The organism is Moorena bouillonii PNG (assembly GCF_001942495.1).
Taxonomy (GTDB): Bacteria; Cyanobacteriota; Cyanobacteriia; order Cyanobacteriales; family Coleofasciculaceae; genus Moorena; species Moorena bouillonii.
Genome location: NZ_MKZS01000001.1, coordinates 7,454,007 through 7,473,259, shown reverse-complemented (window position 1 = coordinate 7,473,259; position 19,253 = coordinate 7,454,007). Strand labels below are relative to the sequence as shown.

The following is a 19,253-nucleotide window of genomic DNA, read 5'->3' as shown; positions in this document are numbered from 1 at the left end:
AATTTAACCTCCGATGTTGGGAGTAAGCGCAAAGACAAATGAATCCGCGAGTATAGATTCAGCAACAGTAGGATTAATCCCCAAGGGTTGCAAGCAAGTTAGTTGGTCTAATACATTGAGCATACTATACCCCTGAAGCTGAAAGCCTTGCTCCGTTAAAAACTGCCTAACCTGATCGAAATTGTCAAAGATAGTATCATAGCTCTTTCTGCCTCCTCCAGGTTTTCTGAGCCTAGTTGATGGAGCAACAATCGCCACACTACTCAACGGTTCCTGTAGCTCTTTGATACCTTCTTTGACTGTTTTGGCACCAATGCCTGTGGCAAAGACTACCAGCTCTATTCCATCTTCACCTAGTGCCACTGCTTCCGATGCTGCCCACAATCGTCTCAGCTTTTCATTCATGTAAGGAACTAATGCCTCAAACTTGATTCTGAGCGACTCGATGATTGACATCTCCATGATTTGACTTAACGAGCGCACTAATACTATTGATGGTGGTTGAACTAAGTGATACCCCATCCCCCGCTCAAAACCCCAACCATCTAAAAATCTCTTCATAATCCAATTTACCAGCAATGGAATTATTTCTAACTTCTCAATTGGTAAGTTATTTCTGCGCGTCTCCTAAGACCTAATTGAACAAAAATGAGCGACGCATTCCCCCACCACGAGAACGCAGGTGGGGGTCTTTGAGCGGCAAATTGTGATATAATTGATTTATGTTGAGTGGTACGGCAAAGGGCAGAACAAGATTCTGAGCAACCTAGAGGCACGACCTCTCACGATAGGGCATCAAACCTGTTTTTCCTGTCTAGTCGGTTCATAAACGTCAGACTCTAGGTAAAAGTTTCTAAATACAAGCCCCATAGCGGAAGCGATGCAGCGCGGTCTTGGGGAGGCAGTGCGGTCTTGGGGGTTCCCCCCATGAGCAACTGCCGTGGTTTCCCCCACTCGCTATTGCATCAAGACAACGACTTGGGGGAATAGTAAGCGCAAAAGTCCTGGCAACAGGCGCGAGAATGCCGCCTGTCGCTTCGGATAAAACCTTGTAACTAAGACGGACACCCCCACCTGCGTTCTCGTGGTGTAGGAAGCATTCATTAATTAATTAACCCGCTCAGGAGCGGAATAAATCAAATCATATTGCTATAGAATAATTATTCTAGGATCTTTACGGCCAGAATGGACAAAGTTATGAATGAGATACAATCAACGACAACTGTAAAAATAGCTGGATACGAAGATCAATTACATGCTGAAATACTTGACGACATACAGGTGGGAGAATATGGGTACAAATATCGCATTCTGGATGGTCTTGTCGTTCCACCTTATACCACGCCTGATAGATACAATTTGTCCCGAACGCTAGAAACTCGTCCTGAAGATGTCTGTTTCATCTCATATCCAAAGTCCGGTTCATCTTGGTTATCTTATATCCTTCTGTTGATTGTCCAGCAAGGAGAAATTCCTTCTGATAAAACTTTACGAGATAGCCTTCATTGGGTGGCGAGTTCTTGGCCTTATCCACGGAGCAGAAGTGAGCTGGAAGCCTTTCCTTCACCGAGAATATTTAAGAGTCATATGCCTTATCAAATGGCAGTCGGTGGTAATCCAGTCAAGAATCCATGTAAATACATCTATATTGCCAGGAACCCTAAAGATGTTGTCGTGTCCTATTATTATTTCGAGAGTGATAGAGCATGGGCAGGTAATTATTCAGGGCCGTGGGAACATTGGTTTGAGATGTTTATGGAAGGAAAAGTTCAACGGGGTGATTGGTTCAAACATGTCCTGAGTTGGTGGGAGCATCGAAATGCTGAGAATATTCTATTTCTGAAATATGAAGATCTGAAAAAAGAGTTTGATGCTGAGATCAAAAAAATCGCAGATTTCTTAGGATATCCCTTATCCCCTGAACTAATTAATCAAATCAAGGATAAAACATCTTTCAAAAACATGAAGGATGATAAGTTTAGTAATATGCACGAGTTCTTGAAACCCAGCAGTTTTTTCCGAAAAGGTGTGATAGGTTCGTGGAAAGAAAAATTCACAGTTGCTCAAAATGAACAGTTCGATGCTTTATATGCTGAACGAATGAAGGCTTCTGGGCTCAAGTTTGATATTGATTAGAATGGAGCTTCATCTGTTTTGGATCTATCTTTGAAGGAGCGCTGCGGTTTCTAGCAGAAAAAGGTGTGAGCAAGCGATGCGATCTGGTGACAGGTAGCTTTTTTGAATCGATCCCAGCTGGTCATGATATTTACCTAATGAAGCATATTCTGCACAACTGGAGCGACGAGCAGGCAACAGAACTGTTACGTTGTTGCCGAAAAGCCATCACACCACATGGTAAGCTTCTCATTCTCGAAATGCTCCCTGCCGGTAATGATTTCCACCCTGCCAAATGGTTTGACATATCAATGATGGTATCTTTAGGAGGTAAAGAACGGACTGAGCTAGAGTTTAGCAGACTTTTGGCTCAGTCTGACTTCAAGTTGCAGCGAATTTTACCGATGGAGTCTCCAGTTGTGATCCTTGAAGCCAACCCTGGTATAGCATTTTCATACTGATGATGACAAAGCTTATCCTTTTAAGGCAAAAGGCATGCATGGCTATTGGCAATAGTCAAGATGGTTTTCAGGGAATCAGCCTCAAATAATACTGTACCTGATTACTGCGATCAACGCGCTTATTTAACTTCCGATATCGGGAGTAAGCACAAACACAAATGAATCCGCGAGTATAGATTCAGCAACAGCAGGATTAATCCCCAAGGGTTGCAAGCAAGTTACTTGGTCTAATACATTGAGCATACTATATTCCTGAAGCTGAAACCCTTGCTCCGTTAAAAACTGCCTAACCTGATCGAAATTGTCAAAGATAGTATCTGTGTCTGAGGTGGCTGTCATCCCTCTGACTGTCTGGCTCAATTTTTGCCAAGCTGGGCTATTTCCCCGTACCCTACTCAAATATTCTTTTGTGATTAAATCAGGGGTTATCCACACACCACCATAAACCTGAAGCAACTCCCGGACATTAGCAAACAACCGCTGTTTTTGATTAAATGTCAGGTACAGCAGTAGTCCCTCGCATACTACAGTAATGGGCTTTTGGGAATCTAGATAATCTACATCGAGAGGGAATTGGCTGGGTTGACTAGTGGCATCAATCCCAACAAAGTGCAAGTTTGAGCGTACGCCAACTAGCTGTTTCACCAGTTGCTGTTTGCCCGTTATCATCCCTGGTAAATCACTCTCGATAAAAGTTGTAGAAGGGTCACCAGACATTACCATGCCCCGTGGCACCAAGCCGGAGGCTAGTTCAAGGATTTGAGTTGTTTGAAATTGAGCCATCACTTGATTGATAGCTTTATACCGACCTTCAAATAAAACTGCTACTTCAAAGGATTTATCGGACTGTTGTTTTTGTAACTGCTCCACGAAAGCTTGAGCATTAACCAATTGTGCCAATTCTTGGGAATAAGGAATATCGGTAAACTGTCTGGCATAAGCCACTAGTAAAGCTGTGGGACTGATTTTGTCGAAGGAACTAGTTGGCACCTGCATGATTATGAATTGGGAATTGGGAATTTAGGTAATAGTAAAAAGGTAAAATTTGCTTTAGTCAAGCTAACAGGTAACAGGTAATAGGGAGGTGCATCTCATTTTTTGTTAGTGAGATGCACGCAGTTATATCTACCCTTAACCAAAGATAAAATTACCAGGTGCTTCTGGATATTCACTACGGAAGAATTGATCAATTAACTCGATATGTTTTTCTTTAGTAATGGAGTCATCATCCTTGAAATTGAGCCGTTTAAATACCTCATTAGCCAAATTTTAATCACGTCCGGCGGCTCGATAAACCTGTCTGTATTCCTCCAAATCCAGTTGCTCATCCCCATTAGTATCAAATATGCTAAATACGAAACTTGCTATGCCCCGTATTTCTGCTTCATAAGCGCCTGGGTCATTAAGGACATTCTCGATATATACCAGCCATTCCTCCAAAGATATCCTGTTGTCACGATTCGTGTCTGCAAACTTTTGCATACTATCCCAACGAGACATTAACTTCGATTGCAAGGAATTGTAGTTGGGTGAGCCTGGCTCCCAGCCGCCAACCTGGGAGTAGGTTTCTAGGAACCGCTCAAAATCCGCTTGCTCAATGAAACCGTTATTGTCGGCGTCATACATTTCAAACAATCTTGGTAATTTCTGCTTCTGCAATTCAGTTAGCATAATTAATTTCTCCAGAGAATAATAAATTCAAGTTTACACTAAGTTTACCGTAGGATAACTAGTGGGACACAATTAATACACCGTTGGTTACAGCAACAGCTCATGGTCAGGGTAAAAACAGCTAATCTAGCCTTGGTGACAATTTCATAAACAATACTATTTGTCAAGTCTTTATTGATAATTTTTAATCAAATCCCCAAAGTCTTGCTGTGATTTGTATTTGGGGATTTGCCTTTCTATACCAGAGGGAAAATTAACCTTTGAGCGTTGTCTGTAAAAGTTGGCGATATGCTATGCTGCGCTGTATGCGATCACTAACTAAATAACGCCCTTTCTAAACTTAGAAAATTATCAAACGTTATGATTAAAAACCATTAGAGATATGATCATGATTTATCACTAGAATAGTGATAAGTTTTTATGATATATTTTAAAATGCTATAGTAAATGTAGCGTAGGGTAGGTTAGGAACCGGCTCACCCTGATTTTATTAGTAGCCAGTGTTGGGACAGTCCGTCCAGAAATGAAACGGGCAAGATGCCCGTTCCACCAAGATGCCCATTCCACCCACCAGCTCAAACAGCTTTTAGGAGATGCACCCCTTTCGGATTTATTTACAGTAATAATCCCTAGTTCCTTTAGCATCCAGGGAGTCTCCCAGGCGATTCAAAGCATGAACATAAGCAGCTGTGCGCATGGAAACTGCTAGTTCCTGAGAAAGTGACCAAATCGTTTCGGTTTCTTCCACCATTTTCTCTTTCAGACGCTGATGGACTTCATCGAGCTTCCAATAGTGTCCACTCCGGTTTTGTAACCATTCAAAATAGCTAACGGTGACACCTCCAGCATTAACCAATATGTCAGGAAAAACATAGATGCCTTTTTCTTCCAAACGATTGTCAGCTGTCGAGGTTACTGGTCCATTCGCTACTTCAAAGATATAGTTGGCTCTGATATTATCAACGTTTTCTTCAGTGATTTGATTTTCCAAAGCAGCAGGAATCAAGACATCTACATCTAACCCTAAAAGGTCTTGATTAGTAATGACTTCATGCTCAACAATATTGCAAACGCTACCTCGACAGTAAACGGCTTTAATGCCTTGACTCGATGTTTTGTATTGGCGAATACTAGGAATATCTAAGCCTTTTTTGGCATAAATACCCCCTTGAGAATCACTGACAGCGACAACTTTATAGCCTGCTTTAGCTAACAGTTGCGCTATGACAGCACCAGCATTACCAAATCCTTGCACGGCTACGGTGGTATTTTGAGGCAGCTGGTCAAATTTAGGCAAAATGGATTCAATCACAAAAAACGCGCCAGTAGCGGTAGCGGTATCGCGACCAACACTCCCTCCCAAGGCCAAGGGTTTACCTGTGACGACCCCTGGACTGATTTGACGGCGAATGACGCTATATTGATCCATCATCCAACCCATAATCATGGAGTTGGTGTAAACGTCGGGAGCGAGAATATCAATATCAGGCCCAATGAAATCTGCGATCGCATCGATGTAACCACGACTTAACCGTTCCAACTCCAGCTTCGATAAGGCTTTAGGATTTAGAGTAATTCCCCCTTTGCCACCCCCGAAGGGCAAATTTAAGGTGGCACATTTAAAGGTCATCCAAAAGGCTAAGGATTGGACTTCATCTAAACAAACATTGGGATGATAGCGCACTCCCCCTTTTGCTGGTCCCCTGGTGGTGTCATAGCGAACCCGATAGCCCTGAAACATCTGTAACGAGCCATCATCCATGCGGACTGGGATGGAAACGCTCAAACTAGATTTGGGATATTTTAAGCGTGCGATCGCATCCTCCGAAATTGACACATATTTCAGTGATTTCTGCAATCGTTTACTGGCATCAGCAAATAATGACTCAGACATGGCCTTATTTCTCCAGCTAACAAAATTTACCATTTACCCAGTCCTGGTTATTTAATTTAATCACAGAAAAACTGTATATTTTGTTACATTATGCTAAGCTTGACTGGTTTATAGTAAACCTCTTGCCAAAGTCACGACGCTCATGATTGCACTCCTCGCCGCCCTCTCAGCTTCCGCTGCGGCAGGAATGAGAATTGCCCTGCCCCTGTTGGTGATTGGTTTGCTCCACAGTGACCAACTCTGGTCGAAGGTACCGTTACTCTCACAGATTCATCCCCCAGTCTTGCTGACTATCTTGACAACTTGGTCATTGGTGGAGCTATTTGCCTCCAAAAATCTATTAGGACAGCGAATCTTGCAAATAGTTCAGCTAGTGTTAAGTCCTCTAGTGGGAGCAATTCTTGGTATTGCTGTAACTCAGTTTGCCGAAGAACTAACGGGATTTGTCTGGGTCGTGGGTATTGTCGGCGGCTTATTAGCCTTCGTACTCCAGTTAGTTCAAGTAGGATGGTTCTACCGTTTGCGTGGCTTGCCTCTGTGGGTAGTTTTTCTTCAGGATTTTCTGTGCGTAGTTTTGATAATTTTGGCTTTTGATGCTCCTGAACAAGGAGGATTAATCGCTTTACTGCTACTGTGGTTAGCGATTCGCAGTGCTAAGCATTGGTATCGTTGGTATTTTCGAGGTAAGCGTTCCCGTATCAGTGATCAAAGCCATGACCAGAATCCTGACTGAAGGCGTTGACACTCCCCGCTTTAAAAAGACGGGGATTCTTGGTTCACAGTTCAATCTTTCTAATGCAGGATTGCTCCAACATTAAAAGCGGATTAAACTCCCCAAGCTTTAAAGATTCCGTATGCCCTACGGTACTTAGAGCCTTTTTTAGAATGTTTTTGGCAGCGTTAATGTCTCTATCTTCTGTGTATCCACACGAACAAATGTGAGTTCTTGTTGATAGAGACTTATTAACTTTTTTTCCACAGTTAGAGCAGTTTTGAGAGGTGTTATGGGGAGCTACAGTAATTGTTAGCTTGCCATATTTCACTCCAAAATATTCTAACCAGTGTCGAAAAGTTGACCATCCAACATCACTAATTGACTTGGCTAGATGTCGATTTTTTACCATACCCTTCACATTTAAGTCTTCATAGGCGACCACATCATTAGAGTGGATTACGCAGTATGCGACTCGCTTGCAATACTCTTTACGCTGCCGACTTACTCTTAAATGCTTTCGGGCATATTGACATCTAGCTTTGTGATAGTTTTTTGATTGCGGCTTGGCTCCACGAACGTACTTTTTAGATTTTCTGCGATTAGCACGATTTAACTGTTTCTCTGACTTTCGATAGAACTTTGGGTTTTCAATTGTATTTCCCAAGCTATCCGCTAGGAAGTATTTAATCCCGACATCCAAGCCAATGGCTTTACCTGTTGGTTCAGTTTCTATCTTGAGATCTACTGAAATACAAAACTGCACATAGTACCCATCCGCTCTTCTAACCAACCTGACTCGTTTAATGTCTTCGAGTTGATATAAATGGAGATCATAGGTTCCTTTCAGCTTCAATTTTCCGATCTTGTTTTGATCGGTGAAAGTGATAGCCTTTCGGTTCTCTGAAAGCTTCCATCCCGTTTTTTTGTATTCAACTGAACGAGGGTGTTTCTTGAACCTGGGAAAGCCTTTCTTTCCGGGTATCTTTCTTTTACAGTTCTCGTAAAATCGACTAATTGCGCTCCAAGTACATTCAGCCGCAGACTGCCTAGCTTGAGAGTTGAGCTGGTTTGCAAAGGGGAATTCTTTGGCCAGTACCCGACAATATTTATTGAGGTCATATTTGCCCACACCTTTATTGTCCATCCAATATCTTAGACAAGAATTACGGATGAACTTATAGGTGCGTATTGCCTCATCAATTGCCTTGTACTGACTGTCTTTACCTTTTGCTTTGAACTCGTAGACTATCAAAGTTAGACTCACTATCTATAGAGTTATACTAATTATTCTAGCATAATACTAGCTTGACAGCCGAATAAATTCGTCAAACTCGCTTATATCCCCCGGTTAAAACGCGGGGGTTTTACGCATCGCCCCGATAATATCCTGCCATTTCAGGATCGCCAACATACCCTTCGCCATAATCATTGATTCCCTGGCGAGTACCTAACGGGGCTTCAGGGCCATTTTTGCCCCCAGGAATTACGCCATCACTGAACTCACCAGCAGCAATCGATTGAATATCCGGTGATAAATCTACCAAGACCCAATGATAACTATCTATACGGGGTAGGCTAGCTGAGACAATTTTACCCTCTTGCTCAGCATCATCAAATACACTTGGCACATCAGAGTCATGGCAAATTAAGACTAGAGAACGGGTTCCTGGTGGTAAATCACTCCAACCTAAATGGGGATTTTTGTTATCTTAAAATACCATGTGTTTTTGTGGGTGATATTTACCAAAACCAAACTCTTTAGGAATCTTATCACCATTGGTAAAGTTATCACTCCACAGTTTCATTTTTTCTTTCTCCTTATCTATTAAGGCTTGAATTTACTTAACCTGATGTACCCTGTTGATAAACTAAGGTAAAAGGCAAATACGGGCGAAAACTAGCTTCGCCTAAGGCTGTATCACTGGAAACAAATGGATATCGTTTAGGATTACCCATGATCTTGAGCTTTGGCAGCCTGTAGAACTTTTAACATCGTATCCGCTGCCTCAACCGCATCATAAGGCGACCACACTGGGTAAGACTGGTCAGGTTTAATTAAATCAGTTTCTTGTTGGGCTAGTTCCGAAATCAGAATCTGTATGATATAGAACTTGTCTGAGCGACTCAGTTCTCTCAAGGTCGAGATTAGTTCTGATGAAACCATAAAACACTCCGGTCAAGTCGAGCGTACCTTTCTATTCTAATAGTCCTCGTCCGCTGCCATGAAGTTTTATTTGCTGGACTTCAGTATCTATTAAGGCTTCAATCTATTTAACCTGATAGCTCCAGATTTCTAAAGAAGTCTTGAGGTTAGTATTAGGGTGGGGGTAATATTTTTTACCACGCTCTATAAACTGCCATTGACCCAAGTAGAAGGATTGATTTACCTGTTTCTAATTCAACTAATACTGTATTTATTATTATTGATTAAATTGCCTGCTTATAATATTTTTTTTTAACTTCATCATTCTCCATGACTTCATAAAAGCGATCCTTTCTATAGACATTTTGTACACGAAGTTTCACAAAGATACCACGAATAACTTTTTTTCACGCTCTGCTGCAAAAGCAAGACAGGCTTTGATATCTTCGGAGGTTAGTTCAGAAAAATCGTCTATAATTTCTGCTTCTGTCATTCCCCCGGCCAGATATTCTAAAATGTCGTAGACAGTAATGCGCATGCCTCTTATACAAGGTTTACCACTGCGTTTACCAGGCTCGATGGTGATGATGTTGCGATAGTCCATAGTTTGTTATTCTTGTGTTACTGGGGGCTAATTTTCTTTCCGATAGTGCAAGATACCCCATTGAAGTAAGCCGCTTTTCCCAACTTCCGCACAATCCAGTAGCCGTTGCTTCTTCTTCTCAAAAAACTCATCACTCCAGAGCTGTTCATCAGCTTGGATTTCTTCCATTTTTTTCAATATTTGCCAATAATTCACGGAAATATGATGGGTTAAGTCAATCACTTGTACCTCAGCCATCCCAATTTCATCAGCAACTTTTCGATAATCATCTATATGCAAGAAATAGACCTTGTGAATTCCGCCCCCAGTGTACCAATCTACTACCTTATTCACCTCTTCTGGGGAAGGATAATTACCACCGAAGAAATAGGTGCAAGCGATAAATTCACCACCCTTGACTAACACTCGATGGGCTTCTCTAAACGCTTGTAATTGGGTATCGCTATAAAAAAGCGAATCCTGTGCCCAAGCCGCATTAAATTTCGAGTCAGAAAAGGGTAACTTTTCAAAACTCCCTTGATGCACATGGACTAAATCACTCAACCCCTCCTCTTGATTGCGATCAATATTAATGGCATTCTGTTGTTCGCTGAGGTTTATACAAGATACCTGACAGCCGAATTCTTTTGCTATATATCGTGCTGCTCCACCATAGCCAGAACCTAAATCAAGCAGGTGACTATCTCGATCCAAGGTCAGCAATGATGTCATATATTCGGTAGTGCGCTTCTTAGCGATATACACATCTTCATTTGGATGTTCAAAGATTCCACAATGGGTATGCTCACCGGATACTCTTCGGTAAAATAAGTCCATATCTTTGCTATCAAAGTAGCTTTGATTAAATGTATCAATTACTGACAAATTCGCCATGGGGTTATTTTTATTTAATAGAATATTTTTGAGGCTAATTTTTTTAGAGATTGGGTAGCTGAAGACTATAAATTTACTGGATAACCCAATCAGTCAGATTGTAATTCAGCTAAACCCCATTTTTACTAACGTCAGTTATCGTTTCAATTGGTTACCACGAATACCTTCCTGGAGAAGCTTAGTAACAATCCCCTGGTCTGGGAAGAAGCTATTTCGATCCAGCAATGCTAGTTTAGGATCAGAAGAACATTTTTTCAACTCCTCTAACAGCAAATCAGCTCCATAATCTGGGGCGTAAAACGTTCTTTCCTGACCTTTTAAACTATTACCCCGTGCCAAGGTTCTGTCAATTTTACCGTCACTTGCTGCCAATTTACCCCTGCCGTGAATCGTTGCTGCTCCTTTTACCGGGTAGGCATAACCATCAGCTTCATAGTCAGGATTGGCATCAATTGATAATCCCGCCCCATTTAGAGCCAGATATATTTCTCCAGGTGATAAAGACACTTCTAGGTATGTATCTGCTACTTTCTGGCTTCCCAAAAACTCGATCATGCGATTGGTGAATTCTACCACAGGTGCAGCATCTGGGTTAGAAGACTGAAAGGTTGATTTGGCTCGAAACAGGTAGCCACCATGATTGGGGTCTTTCTCTAAGAGGGGAGTCTCGTAAACACCTCGTTTAGCATCCCCACCCAGTACACCCATAACAAAAGAAAACTGGGGTTGAGTCGCTTGATCAACAACCCATTGCACAAATTGTTCAGGGCTTTGACCCGCTGGAATCAAATCATGGAAGACTGCACGCCAGTCATCGTAAACTGGGCAATTGGGGGAGGGAATCCGAAAAATGGCATCTACAGGAATAAAACCAGTTGGTTCCCGGTTGGGATTGCTAATGCTGAGAAAAACGATAATTAGAGGGACATTACTGCGCTCATTCCAATAGCCATCGGTGTGCTGCTTGATATAGCCACCGCCATAGCCAGCATTAACATGATACTTGTCTGGATCCGGTCGCATGGTGTGCATGGTGGAGTTGAGATCCATGTCTGTATCCATCCAGGGGAATTGGTTGTGGATGCCACAAATGGCAGCTAGGAGTAGTTTTGGCACCAGCAACTTAGCTGAATAGTCCTGGATCTCTTCCCAAGTATTGAGGTGTTCAGGAATCCTAAACCCATTGGGGGAAATTAAATCAGCCGGATCGATGTCAGCAAACAGACCCTCTGGTAGAAACTGGATTTTTTGAATGTAGGGAATAGATGAGTCGTTGCCATCTTGGCACTTGCTAGCTGCGGAGAACAGTTCTCGGTAAGCTTGGAAGCAGCCTAAAGCTTCTTTTTCGTTGTTTTCTTGCAGGATTTCGGTAACGGCGTAGCCTAATTTTTTCAGAACAATAAGATGGCAGTTGGGATAATAGCCTTCCTGTTGGGAAAGGGAAAGTTTGGTTCCCCCATATTTGAGCTGGGGATCGAATTTTTGAACATCATACCCTTTGCGGGCTACATCGATTAAATAATCTGCGATCGCTCTTTGCGTTTCTGGTTTCAGTTCGATAATTCCTATTTGTTCCCTAGACATGTTTTAATTTGTCACTCCTGATGAATTACTGAACTGCTCAAACTAAGCTCAAACTAAATTTATCAGCTTTGGCAATGCTTGCTCAATTTGTAATAGGGCTTGACTAATTAACGTTTTCCCATTTTCTTCGGTTTTTTGTCTATCAATTGTCTTAGCAGAAGTTTCTACAACTGCTTGGGGCAAACCCACAGAAAAACGAAGATAGCAATCTTCTTGTCTGCCTATGGGCACTGTAGATACTTTGGCTTCTACTAACAACCATAATGCTACCTCTAAACTATAATTAATCTGGTTCTGGAGATACAAAGACTCTAGATTAAGTTTGCCTTCTGCTAGAACTCGAAGCCTTTCCAGGAAATCATTAGTAACCTGACAACCTTTAAAATGGGAGAAGTTGGCATAAAGATACATTCCGGCTTGAGGAACAAAGCTGGCTGGCTTCTGGCCAGTCCCACCCGAGTTAGTTATACCATGTTTTTCAAAGATGGTATTTAAGCCCTCAGCCAATTGATTTAATCGACTTTCATAAAGGGTTCCAGCCCATTGAATCGTTTTTTGGGGATCCCTTTGAATCACAGCACTTAACGCCACTTCTCCCATAGCATTGGAAGTAATCACAGTAGCTTTCTGAGGAATTCGCATTGCTCCAAGTAACTTAACATTCTTAGAAGCTCCCAGACCTAGCAATGTACCGCAATTGCCTTCCTTAGACAGCGTACAAGCGATTAGCAAAGATTCCATTAATTGATGTAAAGAAGCCATCTCTGATGCTTCTGCGCCCTGAAGTCGCTTGTGTAAGGTTAGACCAAAAGTTGGATGTTCATTGACTTCTCCATGATGAAAGAGGGGAACATAAGCGTCATCAAGCAAAATCAGAGGTGGCAAGATTTGGTGCTGTTTCCTTCTGGTAATTTCCTCAATTAAGATATCGATAATTCCATTCCAATCTTCTAGTGTCAGAGTTGCACCAGAAGGGTTATTGGGATAGTTGAAAACAATCATCTTAGCATCTGGATAATTGCTAAATGCGGTTTTGATTGCCTCGGGTTGGGGTTTCCACTTATCCTGTTCCTGAGTGGGGATAGTAACCATTTTCCCCCCTGCTAAAGTAAGAGGCTGCTCATACTGGGGAAAAAAGGGTTCGATAAATAGGGCTGTATCCCCTGGATTGATAATAGTTGTGCAAAGACAATGAAATAAATGGGTAAACCCGGTGGTGAGGTTAATCTCTCGCTGCGGATCAAATTCCAATCCGTACCTCTGTCGGAAATATTGAGCTGCATCCTGACGGGCTTTTAGGGAACCGTAGTGAGGTGTTCGGTAAAGGGATATGTCCTTAGTACTAACTTGGTGAATTGCTTCTTGAACACCAGGAATTGTCCCATGACCTGGAGAACCACTGTTTAAACTGACAACACCATTGTATTTGCTTGCCAAGGCAGCAAATGTAACAAAAGGTGACTCTTTTAAATTTTGAATCCTTTCAGAAATTTGAATCATACTTAGGTAAGTCGAATCAATGACATCACTAGCAGTTTATCAGCCAAAATTCCTATTTTTGGGAGATTTGGCGATTTACCGAGGGAGGATGTCAAGAAGCCGCAATTCTAAACCCAGCATGTTGATAGAAGTAGGGACGGAACCAGTTACGATAGAATGTGGATGCTTCTGTTCCAGTAGTCACCCAAGCACCACCAAGCATCATGTTATGTTGGGTATCAAAGAAGGGAGCAGAATAATCTTCATAGAGCCGATGGGGCTTGAATCCTGGTAGCGGCTTGAAGTCATCACTGAGCCACTCCCATACATTCCCCCGCAGGTCATAGAGTCCAGCAGGACTTTTAGCAGTTTGTAACATACCCACTGGGCTAGGTGAGCCAAACTTGAGATTTAGATTGTAATCCTGTATCGCAAAGGGGTCTTGTTGGAAATTTGTGCTACTTTCATCCCTGCCAGCAGTGGCAAGATTCCACTCCGCTTCACTCATTAAACGAATTCCTTGCCCTTGAGCGCGACAGTAAGCCATGGCTTCATGGTGATTAACTTCAACGGGCCAATCGAGAGGAAGGTCAATCTCGTCAAACAGCGCTCGATACTTGTAGCCACAGTTGTAGCCACCATTGCTAGGTATCCAGAATTTAGGGTGCTTGATATTATAGATTGTCTTCCACGTCCAGGATTCTTTATCCCAGTAATCTGGATTATCGTAGCCATTATCATTAATAAACTCCAGAAATTCTCCGTTAGTAATCAGATACTGACTGGCGAAAAACGGTTTAACCTCCACCGAACGATTGCCATATTCACTATCCCAGCCATAGATAGGATAATCCTGTGGTTTACCAAGTTCTACCGAACCTCCAGAAACTTGGAGCATTTCATTCTTGGAAACCTTGTCATTAGAAACAGCATAATTCCAGCTCTCAGGACGTTCAAGCCGCTCTACAGGCAGTTGTCGGATCAGCATCGAAGAGGTTTCAAAGTGGGTGCGACTATGTTCAATTCCCATCATCAGCGCCCAAAGAAGATGATTTTGATGAATTGGCAGATTCAGAGGAGTCTTTTCGATAGTTTCTATAACCACGCTATACACTTGATCTCGATAGCGCCAAACCTCTTCCACTGTCGGCCAGTGGATATCTTTGGTTGCTTGATCGAGTTCTTCAGGAGTTTCCGGGTCCACACCAATCTCAAACAGGATTTCATAGTTAGGATTAATGGGTTTATCTAATAACCCAACCCCAAGGAATTTATTGATGTAGAAAACAGCCGAGTGACCCAAATAGAAAATCAGACGATTTCTTAAGGGGTCGGGACTGATATAGAATGTTTCTTCCCCAACCAGACTTTTCATCAGAACATCTTCGAGTTCCCATGAATTCTTAAAGTAATTGATAATGGTTTCGCGACTGCAGCTGTCAAGGCGAGGGAATTGAGTAGATTGGAGAGTATCCATGGTTTGAGTTTCAAATACTATTCGTCAACTTAGGGGTGTCTATATTCAGCAGTCAGCGGTCAGTGGTCAGGGGTCAGCGATCAGCAGTCAGCGGTCAGCCGTCAGCGGTCAGCCGTCAGCGATCAGCCGTCAGCGGTCAGCCGTCAGTGGTCAGCGGTCAGTGGTCAGCCGTCAGCCTTTAGCTGATAACTGAGAGCTGATAACTGATAGCTGTTCGCGTAGCGTGCGCGTAGCGCTTAAGCTGTTCGCGTAGCGTGCGCGTAGCGCTTAAGCTGATAGCTAAATGCTTACACGTCTATTACACAGTCTGTATCTGACACAGGAGTAAACCAAACCATTGCTTGGTATCAGTCCAAGCCTGAACTGTGTTTAGTCCCCGACCTTTTAGATAGTGCTGCATCTGCTCTACATTGAATTTGCGAGAAATTTCTGTAAGCATGCTTTCTCCTGCTTGAAACTCAACCGTTAAATCCAGGCTGGCTAAGCGCACAACATGGGTTTCCTGGCAATGTAAATACATCTCAATCTGACTTTCTGATTGATTATAAATCGCCTGATGGGTAAAGCGATCGAGGTCAAAATTTCCTTGGAAACGCCAGTTCAGATGTGCTAGCATATTCAGGTTAAATGCCCCAGTCACCCCCTGACTATCGTTATAGGCAGCTTCCAGAATCTCCTTGGGTTTTTGTAAGTCAATGCCCAACAAAAAGTAATCTCCTGGTGCTAGTAAACCTGTGATTTGCTCAAAAAAGCGATCGCACTGTTCAGGAGCAAAATTCCCCAAGCTATTACCCAAAAAGAAAATCATCCGCCTAGGTAATGGTGTTGGAGTTAATTGGCTCAGGGCGTGTTCATAGGTTCCCACCTGACCCTGAACCTTTAACTTGGGATAATCCAGCAACAGCTGCTTGGCACTCTCTTCAAGAATCTCCCCACTCACATCAATAGGAACATAGCGCAACGGATATCCCTGGTTTTCATAGGCATCCAACAACAAGCGAGTCTTGGTAGAACTGCCACTACCCAGCTCCACCAATTCGCAAGCTCCCGTAAATTGAGCAACGTCTACAGCATACTGTTGTAAAATTTCTGCTTCTGTGCGGGTGGGATAATATTCCGGTAACTCGCAGATTTGCTCAAATAATTGGGAGCCTTTTTCATCGTAAAAGTAACGAGGTGGCAAAGATTTCGGCCTTTGGGTTAATCCTCCAATGATATCTTTGCCATCATCTGTTGCAGTAGGCAGGTTGGCACTCCCGAGATAGTTAATTCGTAGGCGATCCTCACTGAATCTCAGATTCTCTGTGGTCTCTTGAAAAGTTGTTGACATAATACTCTTTTAAATTTAGTTTTCCAAAAACAGTTTTCCAAAAACAGTACATTTATACTGCGTGAACTACCCCGACCTACTTGGCCTATGGCCACGCTACGCGAACGTAGAGGTCGGGGCTTCCAGTTTCACAGAAGAATGCCTTAACTTGGACGGACGTCCGCGTCTTGGTCTTACTTCTTCTCCGCTGGCGTTGACCTCCCCCGTCCCAGAGGAGGATAGCATCCTGATCCCTTCTGCTCTAATATTTTTTGCCGCATTACCATCTCTATCGTGGTGAGTTCCACAACTTGGACAAACCCAAGACCTGACATCAAGTGGCAACTCTTTGATTTGGTAATGACAATTAGAACAGGTTTTAGAGCTGGGGAACCACCGGTTTATCTCCACCAATACCTTTCCTTCTTTTTCGCACTTATAAGATAGAAAATTTACAAAGGTTCCCCAACCTAGATCAGAAATTGCTTTAGCTAGTTTATGGTTACGAACCATGCCCTTGACGTTTAGGTTTTCGACTACCACTACTTGATTATGATCCACTATCTTTCTAGATAGTTTGTGCAGGTAGTCTTGGCGGACATTTCCAATCCGTTCGTATACCTTAGCTACAATCTTTCTGGCCTTTATGCATCTATTGCTTCCTTTTTTCTTTCGGGTGGCAATCCGTTGTTTTTTGGCCAGTTTATTTTCGTACTTGACTAAATGTTTAGGGTTAGCAAATTTAGAGATATTTTCGCCATCGTAGGTTATAGCAAAATCCTTGATACCCAAATCAATCCCGATTGTTTTCCCATCCTTGGACACCTTTGAGCTACTATAATCATATTCCATCAGCACAGAGGCGTAGTATTTCCCAGAAGGAGTCTTACTGACTGTAACAGTCTTGATTTCCCCGTCCAGCGGGCGATGAATTACTGCCTTTACAACTCCCAGTTTTCCAGGGAATTTAAGACAATCGCCCACTTGCTTGACTTTTTGAGGATACTGAATTGATTGGCGATGATGATAGGACTTGAATCTAGGGTATTTTGCCCTACCCTCAAAAAAATTTTGATATGCACGACTAAGATTGAGACTCACAGATTGCAAGACTTGAGAGTAACAATCTTTTAGCCATTCAGTTTCTTTTTCTTTTTTGAGTTTTGGCAACATAGAGTTAAGCGCAGATTGTTTTAGCCCTTTGCCAGTCTCTTGGTAAGTTTCTATACACTGATTTAGAGCATAATTCCACCACCATCGAGCACATCCAAAATGCTGAGCAAGAATCTGAATCTGCTCTTGAGTGGGATAAATCCTGACTTTGACAGCTTTATGTTTCACTGCGCTTGCCTCTGTTCTCGACCTCTGTTACTATTATATAGATTTTGCAGTAATACGTCAAGTTTTAGGCTTTTCAATATAAGTGATCGTCTCGCTATCCATCCCCACCGTGAAAGACGGTGGGGAATTCCGCGAGTTTTGTTAAGACATGATCTGATTAGCACCGGTTAAGAGTACCATAATTTTTACCAGTTTTGAATAGCTATTACTTTGGACAGCGAACCCAGGGAGCTATACTTTGTGGATTGTTGCTAAGGGCAGGGCAAACCCATCTAAAATTAATCTAAATTATTTTGACAAATAAGTTATAGTGTGATATAAACTTATCCAAGTTAACTTGAGCACCAAATATGAGATAATGAATTCATCACTAATTTTTAGAAGTTGAGTTGTCTGACAAATGAAAAACGGCGTCTTAATCCAAAGCGCGAGTGGGTGAAACCCCCGTAAGACATAACCGAAGGATGGGGGATACTGGTCTTGATGCACTTAAAATTAGATAAATTAATCACAAAAAATAAAAATAGATGACATTAACAACTGATAGTTTTACCGATGGGTTTTATGATGATTCAGTAGGCACCCTGGAGAGCCTGCAGAAATCGGCAATCGCATACTTATTCTCAGATCCAAGACTACAGATAGTCAAACTCAACGACCAAGAATATATGGATTGCCAAATTGCCTATCGCAGTCAGCAGAACGAACAAGAGATGATGCTTGAAGCCACACTTCAGGCTATAGACGATAAGATGTCTTCACAAGAAGATTACAGCATCCTTAGCATCGGTTGTGGGAGCGGATTGTTTGAGAAACCTTTTTTGGAAAAGCTTCTTTCTCTAAACAAAACTATCCATTTCGTCGGCATTGATCCCAACGAAGCCGAATGTGTAAAAGCACAAGAATGGTGTGATAAAATCAGGATATATCACACCGATAAATTTAATTTTAAAATTAATACTGTTGGATTTGAATCTTTTCAATCACGTCAAAGTTTTGATATCATACTGTTAATTCATTCCCTTTACTACTTTTCTGACATTAAAACCTTATTTCGGAAAATTTACGAACTTATCCGGGAAGGAGGAATGGTAATTTTAGGGGTAGCTAAAAGACAGTTACTGAATGAACCTTTTTACCATGCAACTCAGCGACTATACGGAAATTATCCGTGGTTTAGCGATGAGGTAAAGGAACTACTAACTGAAATAAATTTACCGTTTCGTCAAGAAAAAATTGATTTTACAACAAACATTACAAAATGTTTTGACAAAGAGTCTGAATTGGGGAAACAGTTACTAAATTTTATAGTTGGTGCCAACACGGAATTTTTTTCACCCTTACAATTGCGACTGCTCCTAGACTACTTTGGCACGAGTTCGCAAAAGATGGAGGGGGGAGAAATAATGCTTCCACACTCCGGAATTTTATTTTATATTGAAAAACAAAGGGTATCCGCTTAAAGTGGTAAAACTCTAACGGGACGGTGAGCCGCTCCACCATCCCGCCTTAAGTTAGTTAGTAGCCAAAATCTGACAGGGGGACATAAAGCTTATAACGTACACAGTGCAAACTCTATAGCCCGCT

At 42.1% G+C, this 19,253-nt stretch carries 19 protein-coding genes and 1 pseudogene; 5 read left to right on the top strand and 15 right to left on the bottom strand.

Annotated elements, in window-relative coordinates:
• Positions 1-3 precede the first annotated feature (3 nt).
• Positions 4-561 (bottom strand): hypothetical protein, encoded by a 558-nt coding sequence (locus tag BJP37_RS41720; protein ID WP_075904539.1) that lies wholly within the window; start codon positions 559-561, stop codon positions 4-6.
• Positions 562-1,185: 624 nt separating this feature from the next.
• Here BJP37_RS41720 and BJP37_RS30470 point away from each other — a divergent pair.
• Together BJP37_RS30470 and BJP37_RS30465 are read left to right on the top strand one after the other, a co-directional pair.
• Positions 1,186-2,136, top strand: a complete 951-nt coding sequence (locus BJP37_RS30470; RefSeq protein WP_075904537.1) for a sulfotransferase domain-containing protein — start codon at positions 1,186-1,188, stop codon at positions 2,134-2,136.
• An 11-nt stretch (positions 2,137-2,147) separates the two neighbouring features.
• Complete coding sequence (locus BJP37_RS30465; RefSeq protein WP_081431383.1) at positions 2,148-2,576, top strand: methyltransferase; 429 nt, start codon at positions 2,148-2,150, stop codon at positions 2,574-2,576.
• A gap of 123 nt (positions 2,577-2,699) precedes the next feature.
• Here BJP37_RS30465 and BJP37_RS30460 read toward each other — a convergent pair whose 3' ends face one another.
• The 4 genes from BJP37_RS30460 to BJP37_RS30450 all read right to left on the bottom strand — a co-directional run bounded on the left by BJP37_RS30460 (position 2,700) and on the right by BJP37_RS30450 (position 6,141).
• On the bottom strand, positions 2,700-3,572 hold the full coding sequence (locus BJP37_RS30460) for a class I SAM-dependent methyltransferase (RefSeq protein ID WP_229415499.1): 873 nt from the start codon (positions 3,570-3,572) through the stop codon (positions 2,700-2,702).
• 135 nt (positions 3,573-3,707) lie between these two features.
• Positions 3,708-3,842, bottom strand: coding sequence for a hypothetical protein (locus tag BJP37_RS44075; RefSeq protein ID WP_269087093.1), 135 nt, complete (start codon positions 3,840-3,842; stop codon positions 3,708-3,710).
• A gap of 3 nt (positions 3,843-3,845) precedes the next feature.
• Entirely contained in the window at positions 3,846-4,247 is a 402-nt protein-coding gene (locus BJP37_RS30455) for an EF-hand domain-containing protein (protein WP_075904531.1), read from the bottom strand.
• Between the two features lie 610 nt (positions 4,248-4,857).
• Positions 4,858-6,141 (bottom strand): Glu/Leu/Phe/Val family dehydrogenase, encoded by a 1,284-nt coding sequence (locus BJP37_RS30450; RefSeq protein WP_075904529.1) that lies wholly within the window; start codon positions 6,139-6,141, stop codon positions 4,858-4,860.
• Positions 6,142-6,283: 142 nt separating this feature from the next.
• Here BJP37_RS30450 and BJP37_RS30445 point away from each other — a divergent pair, with 142 nt between their 5' ends.
• The gene (locus BJP37_RS30445) at positions 6,284-6,874 is read left to right on the top strand and encodes a DUF4126 domain-containing protein (protein WP_075904527.1); all 591 of its coding nucleotides are present in this window, start codon (positions 6,284-6,286) and stop codon (positions 6,872-6,874) included.
• Between the two features lie 43 nt (positions 6,875-6,917).
• Here BJP37_RS30445 and BJP37_RS30440 read toward each other — a convergent pair whose 3' ends face one another.
• The 8 genes and pseudogenes from BJP37_RS30440 to ovoA all read right to left on the bottom strand — a co-directional run bounded on the left by BJP37_RS30440 (position 6,918) and on the right by ovoA (position 15,016).
• Positions 6,918-8,108: an RNA-guided endonuclease InsQ/TnpB family protein gene (locus BJP37_RS30440; protein ID WP_075904525.1), complete on the bottom strand. Its 1,191-nt coding sequence runs from the start codon at positions 8,106-8,108 to the stop codon at positions 6,918-6,920.
• A gap of 112 nt (positions 8,109-8,220) precedes the next feature.
• Positions 8,221-8,550, bottom strand: a pseudogene (locus tag BJP37_RS37825) (YbhB/YbcL family Raf kinase inhibitor-like protein); the annotation flags it as partial.
• 254 nt (positions 8,551-8,804) lie between these two features.
• A complete protein-coding gene (locus tag BJP37_RS30430; protein ID WP_008179557.1) occupies positions 8,805-9,020 on the bottom strand; it encodes a hypothetical protein in 216 nt (71 codons plus the stop codon).
• A 358-nt stretch (positions 9,021-9,378) separates the two neighbouring features.
• On the bottom strand, positions 9,379-9,603 hold the full coding sequence (locus tag BJP37_RS30425; protein ID WP_075904521.1) for a DUF433 domain-containing protein: 225 nt from the start codon (positions 9,601-9,603) through the stop codon (positions 9,379-9,381).
• Positions 9,604-9,630: 27 nt separating this feature from the next.
• Positions 9,631-10,476 (bottom strand): SAM-dependent methyltransferase, encoded by an 846-nt coding sequence (locus BJP37_RS30420; protein WP_075904519.1) that lies wholly within the window; start codon positions 10,474-10,476, stop codon positions 9,631-9,633.
• A gap of 135 nt (positions 10,477-10,611) precedes the next feature.
• Positions 10,612-12,060: a hypothetical protein gene (locus BJP37_RS30415; RefSeq protein WP_075904517.1), complete on the bottom strand. Its 1,449-nt coding sequence runs from the start codon at positions 12,058-12,060 to the stop codon at positions 10,612-10,614.
• Positions 12,061-12,108: 48 nt separating this feature from the next.
• The gene (locus tag BJP37_RS30410; RefSeq protein WP_075904515.1) at positions 12,109-13,560 is read right to left on the bottom strand and encodes a pyridoxal phosphate-dependent aminotransferase; all 1,452 of its coding nucleotides are present in this window, start codon (positions 13,558-13,560) and stop codon (positions 12,109-12,111) included.
• A gap of 91 nt (positions 13,561-13,651) precedes the next feature.
• The gene (ovoA, locus tag BJP37_RS30405) at positions 13,652-15,016 is read right to left on the bottom strand and encodes a 5-histidylcysteine sulfoxide synthase (protein WP_075904513.1); all 1,365 of its coding nucleotides are present in this window, start codon (positions 15,014-15,016) and stop codon (positions 13,652-13,654) included.
• A gap of 35 nt (positions 15,017-15,051) precedes the next feature.
• Here ovoA and BJP37_RS40310 point away from each other — a divergent pair, with 35 nt between their 5' ends.
• Entirely contained in the window at positions 15,052-15,198 is a 147-nt protein-coding gene (locus BJP37_RS40310) for a hypothetical protein (protein WP_158069828.1), read from the top strand.
• Between the two features lie 116 nt (positions 15,199-15,314).
• On the opposite strand, the gene egtD is transcribed toward BJP37_RS40310, so the two are convergent.
• Complete coding sequence (egtD, locus tag BJP37_RS30400; protein WP_075904511.1) at positions 15,315-16,346, bottom strand: L-histidine N(alpha)-methyltransferase; 1,032 nt, start codon at positions 16,344-16,346, stop codon at positions 15,315-15,317.
• A 96-nt stretch (positions 16,347-16,442) separates the two neighbouring features.
• Positions 16,443-17,666, bottom strand: a complete 1,224-nt coding sequence (locus BJP37_RS30395) for an RNA-guided endonuclease InsQ/TnpB family protein (RefSeq protein WP_075904509.1) — start codon at positions 17,664-17,666, stop codon at positions 16,443-16,445.
• 527 nt (positions 17,667-18,193) lie between these two features.
• Between BJP37_RS30395 and BJP37_RS30390 the strand changes: the two genes are divergently transcribed.
• Positions 18,194-19,129, top strand: coding sequence for a class I SAM-dependent methyltransferase (locus BJP37_RS30390; protein WP_075904507.1), 936 nt, complete (start codon positions 18,194-18,196; stop codon positions 19,127-19,129).
• Positions 19,130-19,253: the final 124 nt, after the last annotated feature.